19 protein-coding genes are annotated in these 20,357 nt (G+C 66.9%); 10 read left to right on the top strand and 9 right to left on the bottom strand.

Going from position 1 to position 20,357, the window contains the following annotated elements:
- Nucleotides 1-79: 79 nt before the first annotated feature.
- Both VQ042_RS03550 and VQ042_RS03545 read right to left on the bottom strand, forming a co-directional pair.
- Nucleotides 80-604, bottom strand: a complete 525-nt coding sequence (locus VQ042_RS03550) for a L,D-transpeptidase (protein ID WP_331815626.1) — start codon at nt 602-604, stop codon at nt 80-82.
- Between the two features lie 90 nt (nt 605-694).
- A complete protein-coding gene (locus VQ042_RS03545; RefSeq protein WP_331815624.1) occupies nt 695-1,630 on the bottom strand; it encodes a LysR family transcriptional regulator in 936 nt (311 codons plus the stop codon).
- Between the two features lie 529 nt (nt 1,631-2,159).
- Here VQ042_RS03545 and VQ042_RS03540 point away from each other — a divergent pair.
- The 3 genes from VQ042_RS03540 to VQ042_RS03530 all read left to right on the top strand — a co-directional run bounded on the left by VQ042_RS03540 (nt 2,160) and on the right by VQ042_RS03530 (nt 6,624).
- The gene (locus VQ042_RS03540; RefSeq protein WP_331815622.1) at nt 2,160-3,293 is read left to right on the top strand and encodes a type III PLP-dependent enzyme; all 1,134 of its coding nucleotides are present in this window, start codon (nt 2,160-2,162) and stop codon (nt 3,291-3,293) included.
- A gap of 140 nt (nt 3,294-3,433) precedes the next feature.
- Nucleotides 3,434-4,039: a GNAT family N-acetyltransferase gene (locus VQ042_RS03535; RefSeq protein WP_331815620.1), complete on the top strand. Its 606-nt coding sequence runs from the start codon at nt 3,434-3,436 to the stop codon at nt 4,037-4,039.
- A 167-nt stretch (nt 4,040-4,206) separates the two neighbouring features.
- Nucleotides 4,207-6,624, top strand: a complete 2,418-nt coding sequence (locus tag VQ042_RS03530) for a PAS domain-containing sensor histidine kinase (protein ID WP_331815618.1) — start codon at nt 4,207-4,209, stop codon at nt 6,622-6,624.
- Nucleotides 6,625-6,678: 54 nt separating this feature from the next.
- Here the strand turns inward: VQ042_RS03530 and VQ042_RS03525 are convergent, their stop codons facing one another.
- The 3 genes from VQ042_RS03525 to VQ042_RS03515 all read right to left on the bottom strand — a co-directional run bounded on the left by VQ042_RS03525 (nt 6,679) and on the right by VQ042_RS03515 (nt 9,677).
- Nucleotides 6,679-7,656 carry a WD40 repeat domain-containing protein gene (locus tag VQ042_RS03525; protein ID WP_331815616.1) on the bottom strand — a complete coding sequence of 326 codons (978 nt, stop codon included), beginning with the start codon at nt 7,654-7,656 and terminating at the stop codon, nt 6,679-6,681.
- Entirely contained in the window at nt 7,656-8,786 is a 1,131-nt protein-coding gene (locus tag VQ042_RS03520; protein ID WP_331815613.1) for a CobW family GTP-binding protein, read from the bottom strand. The genes VQ042_RS03525 and VQ042_RS03520 overlap by 1 nt, the downstream gene beginning before the upstream one ends.
- Before the next feature lie 99 nt (nt 8,787-8,885).
- Nucleotides 8,886-9,677: a creatininase family protein gene (locus tag VQ042_RS03515; protein ID WP_331815610.1), complete on the bottom strand. Its 792-nt coding sequence runs from the start codon at nt 9,675-9,677 to the stop codon at nt 8,886-8,888.
- Nucleotides 9,678-9,810: 133 nt separating this feature from the next.
- On the opposite strand from VQ042_RS03515, the gene VQ042_RS03510 reads away from it, so the two are divergent.
- From VQ042_RS03510 to VQ042_RS03490, 5 genes are all read left to right on the top strand, one after another.
- Nucleotides 9,811-10,263 (top strand): MarR family winged helix-turn-helix transcriptional regulator, encoded by a 453-nt coding sequence (locus VQ042_RS03510; protein WP_331815608.1) that lies wholly within the window; start codon nt 9,811-9,813, stop codon nt 10,261-10,263.
- A gap of 94 nt (nt 10,264-10,357) precedes the next feature.
- Nucleotides 10,358-11,377, top strand: a complete 1,020-nt coding sequence (locus tag VQ042_RS03505; RefSeq protein WP_331815606.1) for a LacI family DNA-binding transcriptional regulator — start codon at nt 10,358-10,360, stop codon at nt 11,375-11,377.
- Nucleotides 11,378-11,437: 60 nt separating this feature from the next.
- Nucleotides 11,438-12,418 carry a 2-hydroxyacid dehydrogenase gene (locus VQ042_RS03500; protein ID WP_331815604.1) on the top strand — a complete coding sequence of 327 codons (981 nt, stop codon included), beginning with the start codon at nt 11,438-11,440 and terminating at the stop codon, nt 12,416-12,418.
- 138 nt (nt 12,419-12,556) lie between these two features.
- Nucleotides 12,557-13,018 (top strand): hypothetical protein, encoded by a 462-nt coding sequence (locus tag VQ042_RS03495; protein WP_331815601.1) that lies wholly within the window; start codon nt 12,557-12,559, stop codon nt 13,016-13,018.
- Between the two features lie 318 nt (nt 13,019-13,336).
- Nucleotides 13,337-14,452 carry an extracellular catalytic domain type 1 short-chain-length polyhydroxyalkanoate depolymerase gene (locus tag VQ042_RS03490; protein WP_442880022.1) on the top strand — a complete coding sequence of 372 codons (1,116 nt, stop codon included), beginning with the start codon at nt 13,337-13,339 and terminating at the stop codon, nt 14,450-14,452.
- Here the strand turns inward: VQ042_RS03490 and VQ042_RS03485 are convergent, their stop codons facing one another.
- The 4 genes from VQ042_RS03485 to VQ042_RS03470 are packed head-to-tail and all read right to left on the bottom strand — an operon-like array spanning nt 14,453 to nt 16,770.
- Complete coding sequence (locus tag VQ042_RS03485) at nt 14,453-15,142, bottom strand: GNAT family N-acetyltransferase (RefSeq protein WP_331815596.1); 690 nt, start codon at nt 15,140-15,142, stop codon at nt 14,453-14,455. It abuts the gene before it with no gap.
- On the bottom strand, nt 15,139-16,065 hold the full coding sequence (locus tag VQ042_RS03480; protein WP_331815594.1) for an alpha/beta hydrolase: 927 nt from the start codon (nt 16,063-16,065) through the stop codon (nt 15,139-15,141). Before VQ042_RS03480 ends, VQ042_RS03485 begins: the two co-directional genes overlap by 4 nt.
- A 45-nt stretch (nt 16,066-16,110) precedes the next feature.
- Nucleotides 16,111-16,470, bottom strand: coding sequence for a cell division protein ZapA (locus VQ042_RS03475; RefSeq protein WP_331815591.1), 360 nt, complete (start codon nt 16,468-16,470; stop codon nt 16,111-16,113).
- A 15-nt stretch (nt 16,471-16,485) separates the two neighbouring features.
- A complete protein-coding gene (locus VQ042_RS03470; RefSeq protein ID WP_331815587.1) occupies nt 16,486-16,770 on the bottom strand; it encodes a DUF4164 domain-containing protein in 285 nt (94 codons plus the stop codon).
- A 343-nt stretch (nt 16,771-17,113) separates the two neighbouring features.
- Here VQ042_RS03470 and tkt point away from each other — a divergent pair, with 343 nt between their 5' ends.
- Together tkt and gap are read left to right on the top strand one after the other, a co-directional pair.
- Nucleotides 17,114-19,117 (top strand): transketolase, encoded by a 2,004-nt coding sequence (gene tkt, locus VQ042_RS03465; RefSeq protein ID WP_331815584.1) that lies wholly within the window; start codon nt 17,114-17,116, stop codon nt 19,115-19,117.
- A gap of 145 nt (nt 19,118-19,262) precedes the next feature.
- Nucleotides 19,263-20,279: a type I glyceraldehyde-3-phosphate dehydrogenase gene (gene gap, locus VQ042_RS03460; protein ID WP_331815581.1), complete on the top strand. Its 1,017-nt coding sequence runs from the start codon at nt 19,263-19,265 to the stop codon at nt 20,277-20,279.
- Nucleotides 20,280-20,357: the final 78 nt, after the last annotated feature.

Below are 20,357 nucleotides of genomic sequence, written 5' to 3'. Positions count from 1 at the left end.
CCCCGTGAAGTCCCGTCAACCAGAACAGGACAAGCATGGCCGAAATTTGAAACAACCGGCTTTCGTGAGGCCTGTGGCCTCAGCGCAGGACCATCACCTGCGCGCCCACATGGACGCGTTCGAACAGATCCTTGACGTCCGCATTGCGCATCCGGAAGCAGCCCGACGACGCGGCGCGACCGATCGAATTGGGGGAGTTCGTGCCGTGGATCCGATAGGCGCCCCAGCCCAGATTGATGGCGCGTTCGCCGAGGGGGTTCTTCGGGCCGGGCCCGATCGACTGTGGCAGCCGCGGATTCTTCTGGCGCATCGAGGGCGTCGGCGTCCAGGTCGGATGCTCGCGCTTCTTCGACACCCAGCTCTTGCCGAACCATTGCTCGCTCGGCTTGCCGACGGCGATGTCGTACACCAGCGCCCGGCCGCCGCCGGTCAGGAGGTAGAGCTTGCGCTCGCCGGTGTGGATGACGATCGTGCCAGGGTCGTGCTCGGCCGCGAAACTGATGTCGCGGGCAGCGCTGCCGCCGGCCGCCATGGCGAAGGCGGGCGACGACAGGGCGATGATGACGACAGCCGCGAAAGCGGCGAGGAAGGCTCGGTGACGCATGACGGCGAGACTACGCCGTCATCGCTGAATCATCGGTAAAGCCGACCACCCGACACCGTGTGCGCGACGATGGCTCCGCCGGCGAAAACCTCACACACGCTCGTCGCACCGGATGCCCTCGGCGCGGCGGGAATCGCACTTCTTGAACCAGTTGGCGAGATAGTCGACGAACAGCCGGACCCGCGCCGGCAGGTGGCGGCGATGCGGGAAGACGGCGTAGATGCCGGCCTCGCTCGGCATGTAGTCGTCAAGCACCGTCACCAGTTTTCCGCTTTCCAGATCCCGCCGCACGACGAAGGTCGGGCTGAGCGCCAAGCCGAGCCCCGCGATCGCGGCCGCCCGCACCGTCACCGGGCTGTTGGCGGTGAACTGACCGGAGACCGTCACCGGGATCGTCTCCTTGGTCTGCGGATCGCGGAAGATCCAGTTGGAGAACATCCGCGAATTGGAATCGATCACGGCCGGATAGCCAGCGATCTGCGAGGGATGGTTGGGGCGGCCCAGCCGCTGCAGCAATTCGGGGCTCGCCACGATGGCGAAGTCGAGCGAGGCCAGCCGGCGGGCGATCATCGCCGAATCGGCCAGGCGGGTCATGCGGATCGCGACGTCGAAGCCCTCCTCCACCAGGTTGACGAAGCTGTCGTCCAGATGGATGTCGAGCCCGATGTCCGGGTGCTCCTTGGCGAAATCGACGAGGCTGAGCCCGAGTTCGGCGTCGCCGAAGGTGCGAGCTGCCGAAACCCGGATCGTGCCCTTCGCCTCGCCGGTCGCCTCGCGGGCTTCCTCGTTCAGGCTTTCGAGATCCGACAGGATGGCCGAGGCGCGCGACAGATAGACCTCTCCGGCCGCGGTCAGCGCGATCTGCCGCGTCGTGCGGTTGATCAGCAGCGCGCCGAGCTCGTCTTCCAGTTCGCGGACATATTTCGACAGGAGCGCCTTGGAGCGCCCGGTCTTGCGCGCCGCCGCCGAGAACCCCTCATTTTCGACGACCGATATGAAGGCGCGCATCCGCGTCAGAGTATCCATGGTGCACCTTCTCCAGGCTTGGCATCGCTGCTGCCGAACGGCGGCCGGCACCCTTCCTTGATCGGACGCGATCAAAAATCAACTGCAGCCGTTTTTCCTCTTGCATATGACGAATCCGAAGCATAGTTCTGCGCTTGCCCCAAGTCGCACGTGCCTGTGGGCGTCCCCCGGTCCTCGAATGCGAGGGTTGCCGGGACGGTACCTGGATCTGAAGATCCAGTCGGTTTCGCTGCTGGCGAAATCGTGGACGCCTTGAAGCAACGACGGTCCGGGCCTTTCTGGTCTCTCCTGGTCTCCACCACCGGGAAAACTGAAGAGGCACACCATCATTGCCTGAAGTGCGGCGGGTCCAAGCCCTCCAATCCATGGCAGACTTTACCCGGTCGCGGCGCGTAGCGCGTCCAGCCGGTCATCGTCGCGTCTCGCAAGGGACCGCTGCGGCAGCCTTTTCGGCGGCCAGCGCGGGCTCGTGCTTGCGCACACCATCGATTGCCCGGTCATTGAAGGCCGGGACCCTGGGAGAGACCCAATGGCCACGCAGCGCATCCTCGATTTCCTCGCCACCCGACGCCCGGACGGTCCCTGCCTGATCGTCGATCTCGACATCGTCGAGGACAACTTCAACGCCTTCCGCAAGGCGCTGCCGGATTCGGCAATCTTCTACGCAGTGAAGGCCAACCCGGCTCCGGAAGTGCTGAAGCTCCTGGCCGGCCTCGGCTCGAACTTCGACTGCGCCTCGGTCGCGGAGATCGAGATGGCGCTGGAAGCCGGCGCCACGCCGCGGCGCATCTCCTATGGCAACACGATCAAGAAGGAGCGCGACATCGCCCGCGCCCACGCGCTCGGCGTATCGCTGTTCGCCGTCGACTGCGTCGAGGAAGTCGAGAAGGTTGCCCGCGCCGCGCCCGGCGCCCGTGTGTTCTGCCGCGTCCTGACGGATGGCGAGGGCGCCGAATGGCCGCTGTCGCGCAAGTTCGGCTGCGTGCCCGCCATGGCGATCGACGTGCTCGTCCACGCCACCGCCCTCGGTCTCGTGGCCACCGGCGTCTCCTTCCACGTCGGCTCCCAGCAGACCGACACCGGCGCCTGGGATGCGGCGATCGCCGATGCGCGCTTCGTCTTCGAGGCACTGGCCGAGAAGGGCATCGTGCTGACGCTGGTCAACATGGGTGGCGGCTTTCCGACGCGCTATCTCAAGGACGTTCCGGCGGCCGCCGAATATGGCCGCGCCATCTTCGCGAGCCTGCGCAAGCACTTCGGCAATCGTCTGCCGGAGACGATCATCGAGCCCGGCCGCGGCATGGTCGGCGACGCGGGCGTCGTAAAGGCCGAGGTCGTTCTGGTCTCCAGGAAGTCCGATACGGATGCCAACCGCTGGGTCTATCTCGACATCGGCAAGTTCGGGGGCCTGGCCGAGACCATGGACGAGGCGATCCGCTATCCGATCGTGACGCGGCATGACGGCGGGGCGACCGCGCCCTGCGTGATCGCCGGCCCGACCTGCGACTCGGCGGACGTGCTGTACGAGAAGACCCCCTACCCGCTGCCGCTCGCTTTGACGGTCGGCGACGAGGTGCTGATCGAGGGCACCGGCGCCTACACGACCACCTACGCCTCGGTGGCGTTCAACGGCTTCGAGCCGTTGCGGTCCTACGTGATCTGAGGCGGTTGTGAGAGCCCATACCCGACGACGGAGCCTGGAACTCCGAAGCTGACCCGGCGCTGCGGCGCCGGGATTGTCACCGCGCCGCCCGATCTTCGGCTCCGCTCCCGTTCGCCTCCTTTCGTCTCGTGGGGGTCTTCATGTCCGCATTTCCGCACGCCGCTGCCTTCGAGGATGCCGCCCGGCTGTTCGCCATCGGCGCCGAACACGCCGGTCAGGTGAGCGCCCGCGAGGCGCTGCTCGACCGGGCCATGGGGCCAGGACGCAAGCGCAAGTCGTCCGAAGCCATCCGCCGCGGCCGCCTGCCGGCCGAGGGTCTGGCCTTCACCGCCACCACCGCCGGCGGCGCGCTGATCGGCACGGTCAGGCTGTGGGACATCCTGGCCGGCACCTGCGACGGTGCTCCCGTCCCGGCGCTGCTTCTCGGCCCGCTGGCGGTCGATCCGCAACTGGCCGGGACCGGCATCGGCGCCGCGCTGATGCGGCACGCGATTGCCGAGGCCGCAACGCTCGGTCATCGGGCAATTCTGCTTGTCGGCGATCCGGAATATTATGCCCGTTTCGGCTTTTCGGCCGACGCGACGGCGATGCTGGCCATGCCCGGCCCCTTCGAGCCCCGCCGCTTCCTGGCGCTGGAACTCGTTGCCGGTCATCTGCATGGCGCATCCGGGGCCGTCACGGCGGCAGGACGTCTCGTGAGCGCAGTGAATTCGAGAGGCCGGAAGGCCATGCGCGCAGTCGCTTGACCGCGCTGCACAATCGTCGAAGAAGCAGCAAATTGTCGTGAAATTGCAGCGCTTTGTCAAAATTGGTTGCTTGTCCGACTACCCTGGAAATGCGATACGCAGGAACGTACGAGAAACAGACGAGGGAGCATTCCCTCCGTCGGCCTCCGGTGTGCGGATGGAGCGGCATGGCATTCGCAGATGAAGATCGGTTGACCGCGGCCCTGGCAGAGAATGAACGGCTTCGCCGGAGCATGGCGGAACGCCATCCTGGCGAGGACCAAGAACTCGCCTCTGCCCGCGAGGAAATCGCCTCACTCAAGCGGACGCTGCACAGCACGGAAGCGCGCTATCGCCTGATCGTCGAGAGCGCGGTCGACCACGCCATCATCGTCTCCGACCTCGATGGCCGGGTCTCCACCTGGAACGACGCCGCGGAAAAGGTGCTCGGCTGGACCGCAGCGGACATGATCGGCCAGCCGATCGCCAGGATCTTCACGCCGGAAGACATCGAGGCCGGCATTCCCGAAGAGGAAATGCGTCTCTCGCTGGAACGCGGCAAGGCGCATGACAATCGCTGGCATCAGCGCGCCGATGGCACGCGGTTCTTCGCCAATGGCGAGATGATGCCGCTGCTGGGCGACGACGACGAGCCCGCCGGCTTCTTGAAGATCCTGCGCGACAAGACGCGCGAGGTCGCCGAACGCGACGAGTTGGAAGCCAGCCGCGAGCGGCTGCGGCTCGCCCTCGAAGCCTCCGACCTTGTCGGAACCTGGGACTGGGACATTGTCGGCGACGTCGTCTACGCCGATTCGCGCTTCACCCGGATGTATGGTCTCGACCCCGAACAGGGCGAGAAAGGCCTGCCGATCGCCGACTTCATCGCCGGCATTCATCCCGACGACCGCGAACGTGTCTCGGCAGCCGTCGCCGCCGTGGTCGAGACCTGCGGGTGTCTGGCGGAGGAATACCGGACCGTCGACCAGAATGGCGACGTCCACTGGATCTTCGCCCGTGGGCGCTGCTTCTCCAATTCCGAAGGCCGCGCCGTCCGGCTGCCCGGCGCGATCGTCGACCGCACGATCGAACGGGCGCGCGAAATCCGGCAGGCCACGCTGCTGCGGCTGAGCGACGAACTCGCCCGCAGCGAAGGCGCCGGCAGCGCCACGCACAAGGCCCTCCAGATTCTCGGCGAGACGCTGGGCGTCTGCCGCGTCGGCTACGCCATGGTCGATGCGCAGGACATGTCGGCCCGCATCCTGGGCGAGTGGAACGACGGCCGCTCCACGCCTCTGTCGGGACGCTATCCCCTTGCCAGATACGGCCAGCAATTCCTCGACGAACTGCATACCGGCATCGTCGTCATCGCGGACACCGCCGATTATTCGCCGACGCAGGAACAGGCCGCGGCCTGGGCCGGGATCCAGGTGCGCTCGTTGGTCAATATCGCGGTGATCGAGAACAACGCGGTCAAGGTTCTGCTTTACCTGCATTCGAGCAAGCCGCGACCGTGGGCGGACGAGGAAATCGCCTTCATCCGCGAAGTACTGAATCGGACCTGGGCATTCAGCCAGCGCCGCCGCGCCGAGCAGACGCTGATCGAGACAGAGACCCGCCTGCGGCTCGCCCAGGAGGCGGCGCAGATTGGCACCTTCGACTTCGACACTCGCTCCGGCACGCTGATCTGGGACAATCGCTGCCGGGCAATCTTCGGCATTTCACCCGACATCCCGGTTACCTACGAGACGAGCTTTCTCGAGGGTCTGCATCCCGACGACCGGGACCATGTCGACGCGTCCGTCGCCAAGGTCCTCGAGCCGGATTCGGACGGCATCTTCGATATCGTCTACCGCACGATCGGCCACGAGGACGGGGTCACGCGCCACGTCAAGGCCAATGGCCAGACCATCGTCGAGAATGGCGCGACCACCCGCTTCGTGGGTGCCGTGCGGGACGTCACCGACGAGAAGCAGGCCGAGGAACGCCAGCTTCTGCTGACGCGCGAACTCCAGCACCGGGTCAAGAACACACTGGCCATGGTCAATGCGCTGGCCAATCAGACGCTGCGCCGCGCGGCGAACGTGCAGGACGGGCTGGCGGCCTTCTCTGCGCGGCTGATCGCGCTCGGCCATGCCCACGACATTCTGACCCAGACGAGTTGGACCTCGGCCCCGATCGCCGCCATCGTCGCCAATTCGCTGAAGACCCATTACACCGACGACTCCAGCCGCATCCTTGCTTCGGGTCCCGATCTCAGGCTGACGGCGCGCCAGAGCCTCGCCCTCGCGCTCGGACTGCACGAACTCGCCACCAACGCGATCAAATACGGCGCCCTGTCCAATGACGTCGGCCGCGTGACGGTCGTCTGGGAACTGGCCCACCTGTCGGGCCAGCAGCATCTGACCTTCACTTGGCGCGAAACCGGCGGGCCGCCGGTCGAAAAGCCGTCGGTACGCGGCTTCGGCTCGCGCCTGATCGAACAGGCCATGGCCGCCGAGTTTGGCGGCCAGGTGACCATCAACTACGCCCCCGAAGGCCTCGTCTGCACGATCTCCGCAGACATCAGCAACGACATGGCCGACGGCGACCACCCACAGGCGATCTGACGGAAGCGGCCAAGGCGAGCGCCGGCGCATGGCGCCCGCAGATCCCTGCCGGGCTCAGCCCGCGATGTCGATGATGCCGGCCTCGCCGCCTTCGCTGCCGAAGGCCAACCTTTCGCCTTTGGTGTCCCAGGCCAGCGTGCGGACTGCGCTTGCGCCGCCGCGGCGCAGCAGCGCCTCCTTGGCATCGGCGAAGCGCACGGCCAGCACCATGCCGTCGCCGTAGCCGATCGCCATCATGTCCTCGGCCGAGTGGCAGGCGACAGCGGTCACCATGGTATCGCCGCGGGTGCCCAGTTCCAGCGGCGCCCTGCCCATCGGGCCGTCCTTGCCGGAAAACGGCCACAAGATCGCCGCCGGCGCCCCCGAGGTGGCCAGGAACTTGCCCTTCGCCGACCACGACCAGTCCTTCACCTTGGACGGATAGCCGGTCATCCGCATGTGCTTGCCGTCCTCGACGCGCCAGCCATGCAGGGCGTTCTCCTGCATGGTGGTGACGAGGAACCGTCCGTCCGGCGAGAAGTCGACGCCCAGATGCGCGCCCTTCCAGTCCAGCAGGGATGGCGCTGCGCCGGTGGCGGGAAAGAACATCGAGGCACCGTCGTAATGGGCGATCGCCGCGCGCACACCCTTGGGCGCGAAGGCGATGTCCTCTACGGTGCGCTCGTGCCGGGTCTCCTTCAGTTCGCCGCTGCCGAGCCGCACATAGGCGGTCTTGCCGGACGCAAAGCCCACGGTGTCCTTCGGCCCGCCGGCCACCGCATCGATCCATTTGCGGCCGATATCGGCGATCTCCTGCGTAGTGGCGTCGGCGGATATGGCGACGACCCGACCGTCCTCGCCCCCGGTCAGGAGGCGCGGCGCATAGCGGTCCAGCCGTGCGGTGAGGATGCCACCGGCATGAGCTTCCACGGTGCGGTCGCCGCCGGCTGGAAACCGCACCGTTCCGTCGGCGATCGCAAAGACCGGCTGGTCCTTCAGGAACACGGCCGTTTCGACGAACTCGCCGAAATCATAGGACGCAATGGACGCCATCAGGCATCGGCCCGCTGGCGGGCGGCACACGCCTCGAACTCGGCCGACAGCTCGTCGGCATCCAGATTGCGGCCGATGAACACCAGCCGGCTCTGCCGCGCCTCGTCCTCGCGCCAGGGGCGCTGGTGGTCGCCCTCGACGATCATGTGGACGCCCTGGATCACGTAGCGCTCCGGATCGTCCTCGAAGGCGATGATGCCCTTGAGACGCAGGATGTTCGGGCCCTGCTCCTGGGTGAGCGCCTGGATCCAGGGAAAGAACTTCTTGGGATCCAGCGCGCCGCCGCGCAGCGACACCGAGGTCACGGTCACGTCGTGCAGCGCGGCGACCTCGCCATGGTGGCGATGGCCATGATCGTGGCCCGCATGGTCGTGCCCGGCATGGTCGTGCCCGTCGTCATGATGATGGTGGTGGTGATCATGGTCGCAGTCGGGACCACAGGCGTGGTCGTGGGCATGGCTCGCTTCCTCCAGGAACGCCGGATCGGCGTCGAGCACCCGCTTCAGGTCGAACGCCCCCTGCCCCAGCACGCGCTTCAGGTCGATGCCGGCGCGCTCCGTGCGATGGATGACGGCATAGGGGTTAATCGCCCGCACGGTCGCTTCCACGGCGGCCAGTTCGTCCGGCGTGACGAGATCGGTCTTGTTGAGGAGCACGACGTCGGCGAAGGCGATCTGGTCCTCGGCTTCGCGCGAATCCTTCAGCCGCAGCGGCAGGTGCTTGGCATCGACCAGCGCGATCACCGCGTCGAGCTGCGTCTTCGACCGCACGTCCTCGTCCATGAAGAAGGTCTGCGCCACCGGCACCGGATCGGCGAGGCCGGTGGTCTCCACGATGATCGCATCGAAGCGGCCCTTGCGACGGGTCAGCCCTTCCACGACGCGCACGAGATCGCCGCGCACCGTGCAGCACACGCAGCCGTTGTTCATCTCGTAGATCTCCTCGTCGGATTCCACGATCAGGTCGTTGTCGATGCCGATCTCGCCGAACTCGTTGACGATGACGGCATAGCGCTTCCCGTGATCTTCCGAGAGGATGCGGTTGAGAAGGGTTGTCTTGCCCGAGCCGAGATAGCCGGTGAGGACGGTCACGGGAATCTGGTCGGGCGTCGCGCTGGGCGTATCGGACATGGAAAGCCTCCGTCTTGGGTCGGGCAGGATATAGGCGCCGTCAGGCAGGAATGCACGAGGGGTGCCGGTGTGTCCTTTGGGGGTTGCGGAACGCCGCGATCAGGCGAGGCGCGCCAGATCGAAGGCGAGAACGTCGTCCAGGAAGGGCGTGAAGGCTTCGGCCTGGTGGGCGGCGATGGCTGCGCCGATCTCCGCCGTCGCCAGTCGCGCGTCGCCCACCACGCCGGCCGGGTTCAGGTCGCCGGCCATCCAGCCGAAGCCGATCCGGCCATGGGCCCGCAGATGAGTCGCGGTGCCTGCGAGCTTGTCCTGCAGCGAATCGAAGGCGGCGATCGCATCCCGGCGCACGAGGTCTGGACGAAAATGCAGCATCAGCGACGTCTCGACCGCGCCGCCATGGATGCCGGACGCGATTTCTTCCGCCGGCAGCAGCCCCGCCGGATAGCCGAAGCGCAGCCACGAGGCGGTGGCAACCAGCAATCCGTGGCGCCGGCGCAGCTCCAGCGCGGCGGTATCCATCACCGGCGTGTTGCCGCCATGGGCGTTGACGATCACCAGCCGGCGGAACCCGGCCGCAGCAAGCCCGGCACCGACCTCGATGAGCGCCGTCGTCGCGGTGTGCCATTCATGGCTGAGCGTCCCGGCAAATCCGCCATGTTCGGCCGATTTGCCGATCCGCAGCGTCGGCAGGAACGTCACCGGCCGGTCCTCAGGCAGGCGCGCGATCACCGCCTCCACCATGGCGTCCGCCAGCATGGCGTCGGTTCCCAGCGGCAGATGCGGCCCGTGCTGCTCGATGGCCGCGATCGGCACGACGGCGACGGCATCGGCCAGATCCGCGCCCGTCGCGCTGATCTCCGTCGTTGTCATCTCCTCGTAGCGACGCCGCATCATTTCTCCTGAAGGCTCGACAAGCCGCCGCCCAGCGGCCAACAAGGTGGACAACATAGCGGGGCTTCGTCATTTTGCCCTCGGGAAATCGGATCGGGGTTCCATGTCTGGCAAGAAATCCGGAAAACGCTCCGTGACGACGCAGCTCAGCCTTGCGGCGCGCAGCGCCCGCACGGCCCTGTCCCAGCGGCTGGCGCAGATCGACGTCTATCCGGGCCAGGACGCCGTCCTTCTCGCGATCGGCGAGGAGGACGGGATCTCGTTGCGCGATCTCGCCGAACGCCTGTCCGTGCGCCCGCCCACCATCACCAAGACCGTGACGCGGCTGGCGTCCCAGGGTCTGGTCGAGAAGCGCCTGTCCGACAGCGACGGTCGTCAGAACCACGCACACCTCACAGAGCGCGGCGCGGCCATCGTCGATGCGGTGGGCAAGTCCCGCAAGCGGATCGAACGCGAAGCGCTGAAGGGCTTTTCCAACAAGGAACGCAAGGCCTTGCGCAAGCTGCTGGAGCGCGTCACCGCCAATCTCGATGGCGCGAGCACCCTGCCCGCCGCCGCCAGATCCGCCGCCGAGGACAATGACTGACGACGCCTCGCCTCTCGGCAATAGCGCCCGCGGGCTTTGCGTGGCGACGAGTCTGGGCCATAGATCGGCTGGGCATCGGGAGGGGCCCGCGTAAGTGGCGCAAAAGGTCAAACTTTCCACGATTGCCGAATCGCTGGGCCTGTCGACGGCGACGGTCTCGCTGGCGCTGCGCGACAGCCCGCTGGTGGCCGAGGTCACCCGCGGGCGGATCAAATGCGCCGCCCGCGACCTCGGCTACATCTACAATCGCCGCGCCGCGTCGCTGCGCACCTCTCGCTCGGGAATTGTCGGGGTCTGTGTCCACGACATCATGAACCCGTTCTTCGGCGAGATCCTGAAGTCGGTGGAGAACGAACTCGACCGGCAACGCCAGACCTTCATCCTGTGCAACCACCATGACGACCTCGCCAAGCAGCGGTCCTTCGTCGACACGCTGCTGCAGCTCGGCGCCGACGGGCTGATCCTGTCGCCGGCGATCGGCACGCCGGCCAGCGACATCCACCTTGCCGAGGAGAACGATCTGCCGGTGACTCTGATCGCCCGCACGGTCGAGGGTTCGGGCGTCCTGGGCTTTCGCGGTGACGATGCCTACGGCATGGGCCTGGCGGTCGACCATCTGGTCGCGCGCGGCCACAGGCGCATCGCCATGATCGGCGGCACCGCGCTGACATCCACCGGTCGCGATCGTGAAGCCGGATATCTGGCGGCGCTCGAGCGCGCCGGCATCACCTTTCGGTCCGAATGGCGCATCGAGGGTCCGCGCAACCGCCATTCCGGCTTCGACGCGGCACCGACCTTCCTGGCCATCGAGAACCGGCCGACCGCCGCCGCCTGTTTCTCCGATCTCGTCGCCCTCGGCTTCATGTACGGCCTGTCGCGGGCCGGGCTGCGACCCGGCGTCGACATCGCGGTCACCGGCTATGACGACATCGACGAGGCGGCGATCGCGACACCGCCGCTCTGCACGGTGTCGAACGGCCAGAGCGAGGTCGGCCGCCGTGCAGCCGAGGCGCTGCTGGCCCGGCTGGCCGGACAGCCGGCCTCCGCCGAGACCATCCTCATCACCCCCGAGCTTCGGGTCCGCCAGTCCTGCGACTACGCCTGGCCGGACTGAGCCGGCGCCGATTGTCTCCACCGGAACACGAACGAACAACAAGCAAGAGAGGAAGCATTCATGTCAGACCTGGCCGCCATCACCGTGCTGGTACCCGGCAAGATGAACCCCGACACGCTGGACACGCTGAAGGCGACCTTCGACGTGGAGCATCTCGCCGGACGCGACTTCGATGACCTGCCCGAAGAACGCCGGCAGGCAGTTCGCGGCATTGCCCAGATGGGCGCGGTGCCGGCCTCGATGATCGACGCGCTTCCCAATCTCGAGCTGATTGCCAATTTCGGCGTCGGCTATGACGGCGTCGACACGGTCCACGCCACCGAGAAGGGCGTCGTCGTCACCAACACGCCGGAGGTCCTCACCGAGGAAGTCGCCGACATCACCCTGGCCCTCGTCCTGATGACCACGCGCGAACTCTGCGCGGCCGAGCGCCATCTGCGCGACGGCAAGTGGGAGAGCGAAGGCCCCTATCCGCTGACCCAGACGACCCTGCGCGGGCGCACCGCCGGCATCATGGGGCTGGGCCGCATCGGCCTGGCCATCGCCCGGCGCCTGGAGGCGTTTGACGTCAAGATCGAGTATCACAACCGCTCCAAGCGGGACGACGTCGCCTATCCCTATCATGGTGACCTCCTGAGCCTGGCCAGGTCGGTCGACACGCTGATCATCGCGGCGCCCGGCGGCGCATCCACGGAGAAGGCGGTCAATGCCGACGTGCTGAAGGCGCTCGGCTCCGACGGCATCCTGGTCAATATCGGCCGCGGCACCACTGTCGACGAGCCGGCGCTGATCGAGGCCCTGGAGAACGGCACGATCCGGGCCGCCGGCCTCGACGTCTTCGAAAAGGAGCCGCATGTCCCCGAGCGGCTCAAGGCCCTGCCGAACACGGTGCTCCTGCCCCATGTCGGCTCGGCCTCGCGCCATACCCGCGGCGAGATGGGCAAGCTGGTCGTTTCGAACCTGATGGAATGGTTCTCGGGGCGTGCGCCGGTCACCCCGGTCCCCGAATCCGTCGAGGCCGGCATCACTCGCCGAAGCTGATTTCCTTGGCACCGCACACCGGACAGGGTGCGGTGCCGAACCAGACCTGAATGATTTCCTAAGCCGGATATCCGATATCAACCTTCGCTTAAGGTTGTTGGCGTCATAATGGGCCCTGACGAAGAAAAAGGCCCGTCCATGAACTTCGCCGCAACCGCTCTCGGCGCGGGCATCGTCGCCGCCGTCATCATCGCGCATCTGCAGGGCGCCCTGGCACCGACGTCGGACAGCATCACCGGCGCAACGGTGATCGACGCCCGGCTGGATCCGATGACCACGGCATCGATCGCCCCTGCGACCGTCGATACCACGCGCCCTACCGCCATCCGGCTCATCGATCTGCGCAGCGGCGTGACCTGCAGGATGGCGCCGCCGGAGCGGGCCGATCGGCATTTCGCCCCTGCCCCGATCGGACCCGACTGTGCCGGCTCGCCGGATCTGCGGAACGTCGCCCTGTGGCGGTCGGACGGCGACGGTTCGCTCGAACTGGCGGATGGGGACGGACAGACCCTGCTGCGCTTCATGCCGGGCGATGGCGTCCTGTACGAATCGATCTATCCGTCCGAGGCGATGGTCACCATCGTGCGCGCCCGCGGCTGATCGATTCCCCAGTGCCGCGCGGGGATCCTCCGCACGCCCTCCGGACAAGGGTCGTCCCGCCGCCGCTCGCGATCCTTGAAGCCGAGGGCAGACGCCGCCTGTCTTCCGGTCCGCACGTTTTGTTGCAATGCAGCATCAAAGCATTGAACCTTTCACCTGCCCCTTCCATTTAACGATGCAACGGATGGGAAAGGGCGAATGAGACCCTTTGCAACTCCAGCGGACCGGCGAATGTCGGGCGATCACCTTCGATCGCCTGCCGTCAGGACCGTGGAGAATCCGATGGTTGCCGGCAAGACGGCGCAAAGGATCGAGTTCATGCACATTCCCTCCCAGTCCGAAATGGCGGAAGTCACACGCCTGACCCGCCGCGGCCAGTTGCGGCAGGCCATGGCGCTGCTGCGCACAGGGAACCGCGACACGTCCGCCGCGTCCGAAACGGGGCGCCCGGACTCAAATGGCGGCGCAATGCCCCTTCCCGGTGATGCGGCGCGATCGATCCTCAAGACGGTGTTCAGTCAGGCCGCAACCTCTGCGGCGCCCCAGGCCCGCGCCAGGAAAAGCAAGCCGGCCCGCGGCAAGCCGGTGCCGGACGGCGCGCAGTTTCTCGCCCGCAAGTTCAGCAGCACGGCCGGCAGCCGGGACTACAAGCTCTACGTGCCGGCCACCCTCCCGACCGGGCCAGTGCCGCTGGTGGTGATGCTGCACGGCTGCACCCAGTCTCCCGACGATTTCGCCGCCGGCACGCGGATGAACGAACTGGCCGAGGAACAGGGCTTCCTCGTCGCCTACCCCGCGCAGTCCAAATCCGCGAATATCCAGAAGTGCTGGAACTGGTTTTCCGCCGCCGACCAGATGCGCGACCGCGGCGAACCCTCGCTGATCGCCGGCATTACCCGGCAGATCATGGCCGACCATGCGGTAGATGCCGGTTGCGTCTATGTCGCGGGCCTGTCGGCGGGCGGCGCAGCCGCGGCGATCATGGGTGCCGTGTACCCGGATCTCTATGCAGCCGTCGGTGTGCATTCCGGGCTCGCCTGCGGCGCAGCCCGCGACATGACGTCGGCCTTCTCGGCCATGCAGGGTGGCGGCGTCCCCACGGTGCCTGTGTCCGGCGAGATCGTCCCTACCATCGTCTTCCACGGCGATGGCGACAAGACGGTGCATCCGCTCAACGCCGACCAGGTGATCGCCCAGGCCGGCGCCGGCAATGATCTGGGAACGACGAACGAATACGGACGGTCCGACGGCAACGTCGCCTACCAGCGCACAGTCCACAGGGATGCGAATGGGCGGACCGTGCTGGAGAACTGGACCATCAAGGGCGCTGGGCATGCCTGGTCGGGCGGCGATTCGGCCGGCTCCTATACCGATCCGAACGGTCCCGACGCCAGCCGGGAGATGCTGCGGTTCTTTTTCGCCCAATCGGCCTGATCAGCGGCTGCGGGCCAGGTCTCGGCGTAACTCGCCGAGGCTGCGCCGTTGCCGGCCGTCCGGGTCGAAATTGTCCGGCGCGAGCCATGCGCGGAAGCTGGCATCCAGCGCCGGCCACTCGCTGTCGAGCATGGCGAACCACGCCGTGTCCCGATTGCGGCCCTTGACGATCATGTGCTGGCGGAAGAGGCCCTCGAATGTGAAGCCGAGCCGCTCGGCAGCGCGTTTCGACGGCCCATTGCCATCGTCGCACTTCCATTCGAAGCGCCGGTAGCCGAGTTCGTCGAACACCCGGCCCATCATCAGGAAGAAGGCCTCCGTCGCCGCCACGGTGCGCTTCAGCGACGGTGCCAGGCAGATATGGCCGATCTCGATGACGCCGTTCGGCCGGTCCATCCGCATCAGCGCCGCCACGCCCTCCGCCCGGCCGCTCGTCGCGGGAACCAGCGCATGGAAGAGCATGTCGCCCGCCAGATAAACGCGGCTTGCCCATTCGCCGAACGCGGCCTGCTCCGCGAAGGGCCCGTAGGGCAGGTAATCGTAGAGGCTCTCGTTCTCCGGCTGGCCGTAGGCGGCGAAGAGGTCGGCGAAGTGGCGCTCGTCGACGATCGGCGCCACGGTCACCGATCGTCCGACCAGCGGCATCGTCCCGGGCGGGGACCGGACTTGATAGCCCGACAGATCACTCATTGTGCCGGCTCCTGATGGCTGCGCTCGCGAATGAACAGGAGCGTGCGGTCGCGGATCGTCTCGTCGGCGAGCGGCAGGGCGGTCGCAAAAGAGGTGATTGCTCCGATGTGATCGACGCCTGGATAGATGATGTCGGTGGCCTCGCCGCCCTGCGCGCGGACCCTGGCGGCCAGCGAGCGGGTGTTCTGCGGCTTGACCGTGGTGTCGTCCGCGCCGGCGATCAACAGCATCGGCGGTTCGTCGCCATCGACGAAATTCACTGGCTGGCTGGCCGTGCGCGTTTCCTGCGGGAAGATGCTCTTGTAGCGCTCCTCGCTCAGCGGCAGGAAATCATAGGGTCCGGCAAGGCCGATGAAGCCAGTCAGATCCGAGGGCGACTGCCCCTCGCCAGACAGCCAGTCGCCATTGGTCGCCAGCAGACCGGCAATCTGCGCCCCCGCCGAATGGCCCATCAGGAACACCGGATGCGGCCCGCCCGGCATGCCATAGGCGCCGCCGCGCACGGTGGTCATGATCCTTGCGGTGGCTTCTGCCGCGTCCTCGACGAAGCCGGGGAAGCGCACCTCGGGATAAAGCCGGTAGTCGGGGATGGCAACGATGATCCCGTCACTCGCAAGCGACTGGCCGACGAAGAGATAGGTCTCCTTGTCACCCGATTCCCAACTGCCGCCATAGAGGAAGACGACCAGCGGCGTCGTCTCGGTCACCGTTGCCGGAATGTAGAGGTCGTAGGTGCCGCGCTCGCCTGTGCCGTAGCGGATGTCGCTGACGACGCCGTAGCCCTCGCCGCTTGTCGCCGCGTTGAGGACTGCCGCACAACCGGACAGGACCATCGCGGCCGCCAGCGGCAGGAGCCGGGCGGCCCGTCTGCGGCAGCGCACTTGGAGCGAATGAGGTCCCATGACGCGAGGATGTAGCGCCATGCCGTGCCGCAGCAATCCTCCTGGGGATGGGATCAGCCGTCGACCCTAACCTTCGGCAAGATGGGCGCCGATCCGCTCCAGCGACGCCGCTGCCTCGTTGAGGGTCTCGACGAAGCGCGACCGCTCCACCCGGAAGCTGTCTTCGGATTGGCCCGTCTGCGCCGCTCGTTCCGCCAGGCCGGATTCCAGCTCGGCGATCCGCCGCCGCGCCTCGGTCAGTTCGTCGGTTGCCATGATCGCCGCCATCACGGTCAGCCGCAGGTCGCCGATCTGGCCGAAATTGCCACGCAAGCCGGCGATCTTGCGGTCGACCTCCTTGGCGAGCGAGGTCAGATGGGCTTCCTCGCCATCCCCGCAGGCCATGCGATAGGTCTTGTCGTCGATGGTCACGACTACCTGGGGCATGCGACGCTCTCCCGCTTACGCTGACTTGTGCCGATCGAGGACCGAGCGTACGCGCTCCATCGCATCGACGAGCCGTCGCGACACTTCCCTGTTGGCGCGATCGAGCCGTTCGCCCCGGGCGAGCGCAGTATCCAGTTCCTTGGCCAGGCGGCCGCGATCGGCGGTCATTCGCTGAATCTCGACCTCCGCGTCGCGGACCGCGGCGTCCCGCTCGCGGCGCATGTCGACAAGATCGTCCAATCGTTGGATCGCGGTTCGAAGGCGCAGCTGCGCCGCCTCGAAACCCTCGTCGGACGACATGGCACTTTCTCCTCTCGTGACCGGCACAGGCCGGCCCCAAACGCATTTCCATCATGTCCCGCCGACCCTTGCCAGCGAATGTCCATGTGGAGCACGAAACCATCGCCACGGAAAGTGCAGGCGATTTTCCGGTCACGCAATCACTTCGCCACGAAGTTTTGCTGGCGTCGCCCTGTTCGGCGATCCCGGAAACCGCGTGAAGCGGCATGACGCCGAGATCCGCGCCGGCCTGCGTCGCGGCCTGCGACCTCGCCTTTGTTGACAGCACGTTGCCCGTATGATGTCTGCCGCCGGTCTCGGCGCCGCCGGAACGCACGGACCCCAGCGCTACCGGAGCAGAACCATGACGTCACCCGACACGCACCGCGATATGGCCAATGCCATACGCTTCCTGTCGGCCGATGCGGTGGAAGCAGCCGGCTCCGGCCATCCCGGCCTGCCCATGGGCGCAGCCGACATCGCCACGGTGCTGTTTTCCCGGTTCCTCACCTTCGATCCCCGCGCCACCCAATGGGCCGATCGCGACCGCTTCGTCTTTTCGGCGGGCCATGGCTCGATGCTGCTCTACAGCCTGCTCTTTCTGCTCGGCTATGACGGCGTCGGCATCGACGACCTCAAGGCCTTCCGCCAGCTCGGCTCCAAGACTGCCGGCCACCCCGAATACAATCATTGCGAAGGCATCGAGACGACCACCGGCCCGCTCGGCCAGGGTCTCGGAAACGCCGTCGGCATGGCGCTGGCCGAGCGGATCATGAATGCCCGCTTCGGCGACGAGATCGTCGATCACCGGACCTATGTGCTGGCCGGCGACGGCTGCCTGATGGAAGGGCTGAGCCAGGAAGCGATCGCCCTGGCCGGCCATTTGCGCCTGTCGAAGCTGATCGTCCTGTGGGACGACAACGGCATCACCATCGACGGCGACATCGCCCTGGCCGATTCCACCGATCAGCCGGCGCGCTTTGCGGCCTGTGGCTGGAACACGCTGCGCTGCGACGGCCACGATCCGGACGCCATCGCCGAGGCGATCACCGCCGCTCAGGCCAGCGACCGGCCGACCCTGATCGCCTGCAAGACCACCATCGGCCAGGGCGCCCCGACGAAGGCCGGCAGTGCCAAGGCCCATGGCGCGCCGCTGGGCGCACAGGAGATCGCAGCGACGCGCGAGGCCCTAGGCTGGCATCACGAACCCTTCGAGGTCCCGGCCGCGATTCTCGACCGCTGGCGCCTTGCCGGTCTGCGTTCATCGAGCCACCGCAAGGAATGGGAACGTCGCTTCGCCGCGGTCGATGCCGAAACCCGCGGCGAATTCGAGCGCCGGATGCGGGGCGACCTGCCGAGCGGCTTTACTCAGGCGCTGCAGCGCTGCAAGCGGCGCTTCAACGAGGAGCGTCCCGAGATCGCCACCCGTAAGGCGTCGGAACTCGCATTGGAAGTGCTCAACGCGGTCGTCGTCGAGACGATCGGCGGCTCGGCCGACCTGACCGGCTCCAACAACACCCTGACCAGCCAGACCAAGGCGATCACGCCCGGCGACTATGCCGGCCGCTACATTCATTATGGCATCCGCGAGCACGGCATGGCGGCGGCCATGAACGGCCTGGCTCTGCATGGCGGCATCATCCCCTATGGCGGCACCTTCCTGGTGTTTTCCGACTATGCCCGCGGCGCCATGCGCCTGTCGGCGTTGATGGGACTGCGGGTCGTCTATGTCATGACCCATGATTCCATCGGCCTCGGCGAAGACGGCCCGACCCATCAGCCGGTCGAGCATCTGGCCTCCCTGCGCGCCATGCCGAACATGCAGGTGTTCCGTCCGGCCGACGCGGTGGAGACGCTGGAATGCTGGCAGCTGGCGCTGGAATCGCGCTCGGCGCCTTCGGTCCTGGCGCTGAGCCGTCAGAACCTGCCGACCCTGCGGCTCGACCAGCACGACGAGAACAAGAGCGCCCGCGGCGCCTACGAGATCAGTTCGACCTCCGGCGACGCCGACGTGACGATCTACGCCACCGGTTCGGAAGTGCAGATCGCCCTGGCCGCCCGCACCGTGCTGGAGGCCGACGGCGTGCCCACCCGCGTCGTGTCGGTCCCCTGCGTCGAACTCTTCGAGCGGCAGAGCCCGGAATATCGCAGCGCCATGCTCGACAATGGCGGGCTGAAGGTCGCCATCGAGGCCGGCGTGCGACAGGGCTGGGATCAGTTCATCGGCCGCACCGGCATCTTCGTCGGCATGACCGGCTTCGGTGCGTCGGGCCCGGCGCCGCAGCTCTACGAGCATTTCGGGATCACCGCCGAGGCGGTGGTCACGGCGGTGCGGGCCCGGCTTGCCGACGCGCCGCGCGAGAGCTGAGGATTTCCGTCATCACGGAAAGTCATTCACGGCATAAGAATTGCTGACCGGCCGCAATATTGATCCCGACCGCCCGCTTCTGTAGAGGCCATGGCGGACGAGACGCCCGGCGGGTTCGGCCCCGCGCCACCACAGGAGACGGATCATGACAGTTCGCGTTGCAATCAATGGCTTCGGCCGCATCGGCCGCAATGTGCTGCGCGCCATCATCGAGTCCGGCCGCACCGACATCGAGGTCGTCGGCATCAACGACCTTGGCCCGGTCGAGACCAACGCCCATCTGATCCGCTTCGACAGTGTCCATGGCCGCTTCCCCGGCACCGTGACGGTCGACGGCAACACGATCGATGTCGGCCGCGGGCCGATCCGCGTGACGGCCGAGCGCGACCCGAAGAACCTGCCCTGGGCCGAGCTCGGCGTCGACATCGCCATGGAATGCACCGGCATCTTCACCGATCCCGCGAAGGCTGCCGCCCATCTCGAGGCCGGGGCCAAGAAGGTCCTGATTTCCGGTCCGCTGTCCGGAACGGCCGGCGCCGAGAAGACCATCGTCTATGGCGTCAACCACGACACGCTGTCCGCCGACGACAAGATCGTCTCCAACGCCTCCTGCACGACGAACTGCCTGGCTCCGGTCGCCAAGGTCCTCAACGACGCCATCGGCATCGACAAGGGCTTCATGACGACGATCCACTCCTACACCGGCGACCAGCCGACGCTGGATACCATGCACAAGGATCTCTACCGGGGTCGCGCCGCCGCCCTGTCGATGATCCCCACCTCGACCGGCGCCGCCAAGGCCGTGGCCCTCGTCATGCCCGAGTTGAAGGGACGCCTCGACGGCGTCGCCATCCGCGTGCCGACCCCCAACGTCTCGGTCGTCGACTTCAAGTTCCTCGCCAAGCGCGAGACCACCGTCGGCGAGGTGCAGGACGCCATCCGTGCGGCGGCCGACGGCCCACTGAAGAGCATCCTCGGCTACACCGACGCGCCGAATGTCAGCCACGACTTCAACCACGACCCGCATTCCTCGGTGTTCCACATGGACCAGACCAAGGTCATGGACGGCACCTTCGTGCGAATCCTGTCCTGGTACGACAACGAATGGGGCTTCTCCAACCGCATGTCCGACACGGCCATCGCCATGGCCCGGACGAACTGAGCCGCGACGTCGCGGTACGGTCAGGTCGATCGCGGGGCTGTCCACACGGGCGGCCCCGCCATGCGTCTGCCATGGATC

The sequence above is a fragment of the Aurantimonas sp. A2-1-M11 genome (assembly GCF_036549475.1).
GTDB lineage: Bacteria > Pseudomonadota > Alphaproteobacteria > Rhizobiales > Rhizobiaceae > Aurantimonas.
The sequence above is the reverse complement of the archived record's forward strand: the minus strand, read 5'-3'. Positions and strand labels throughout refer to the sequence as shown.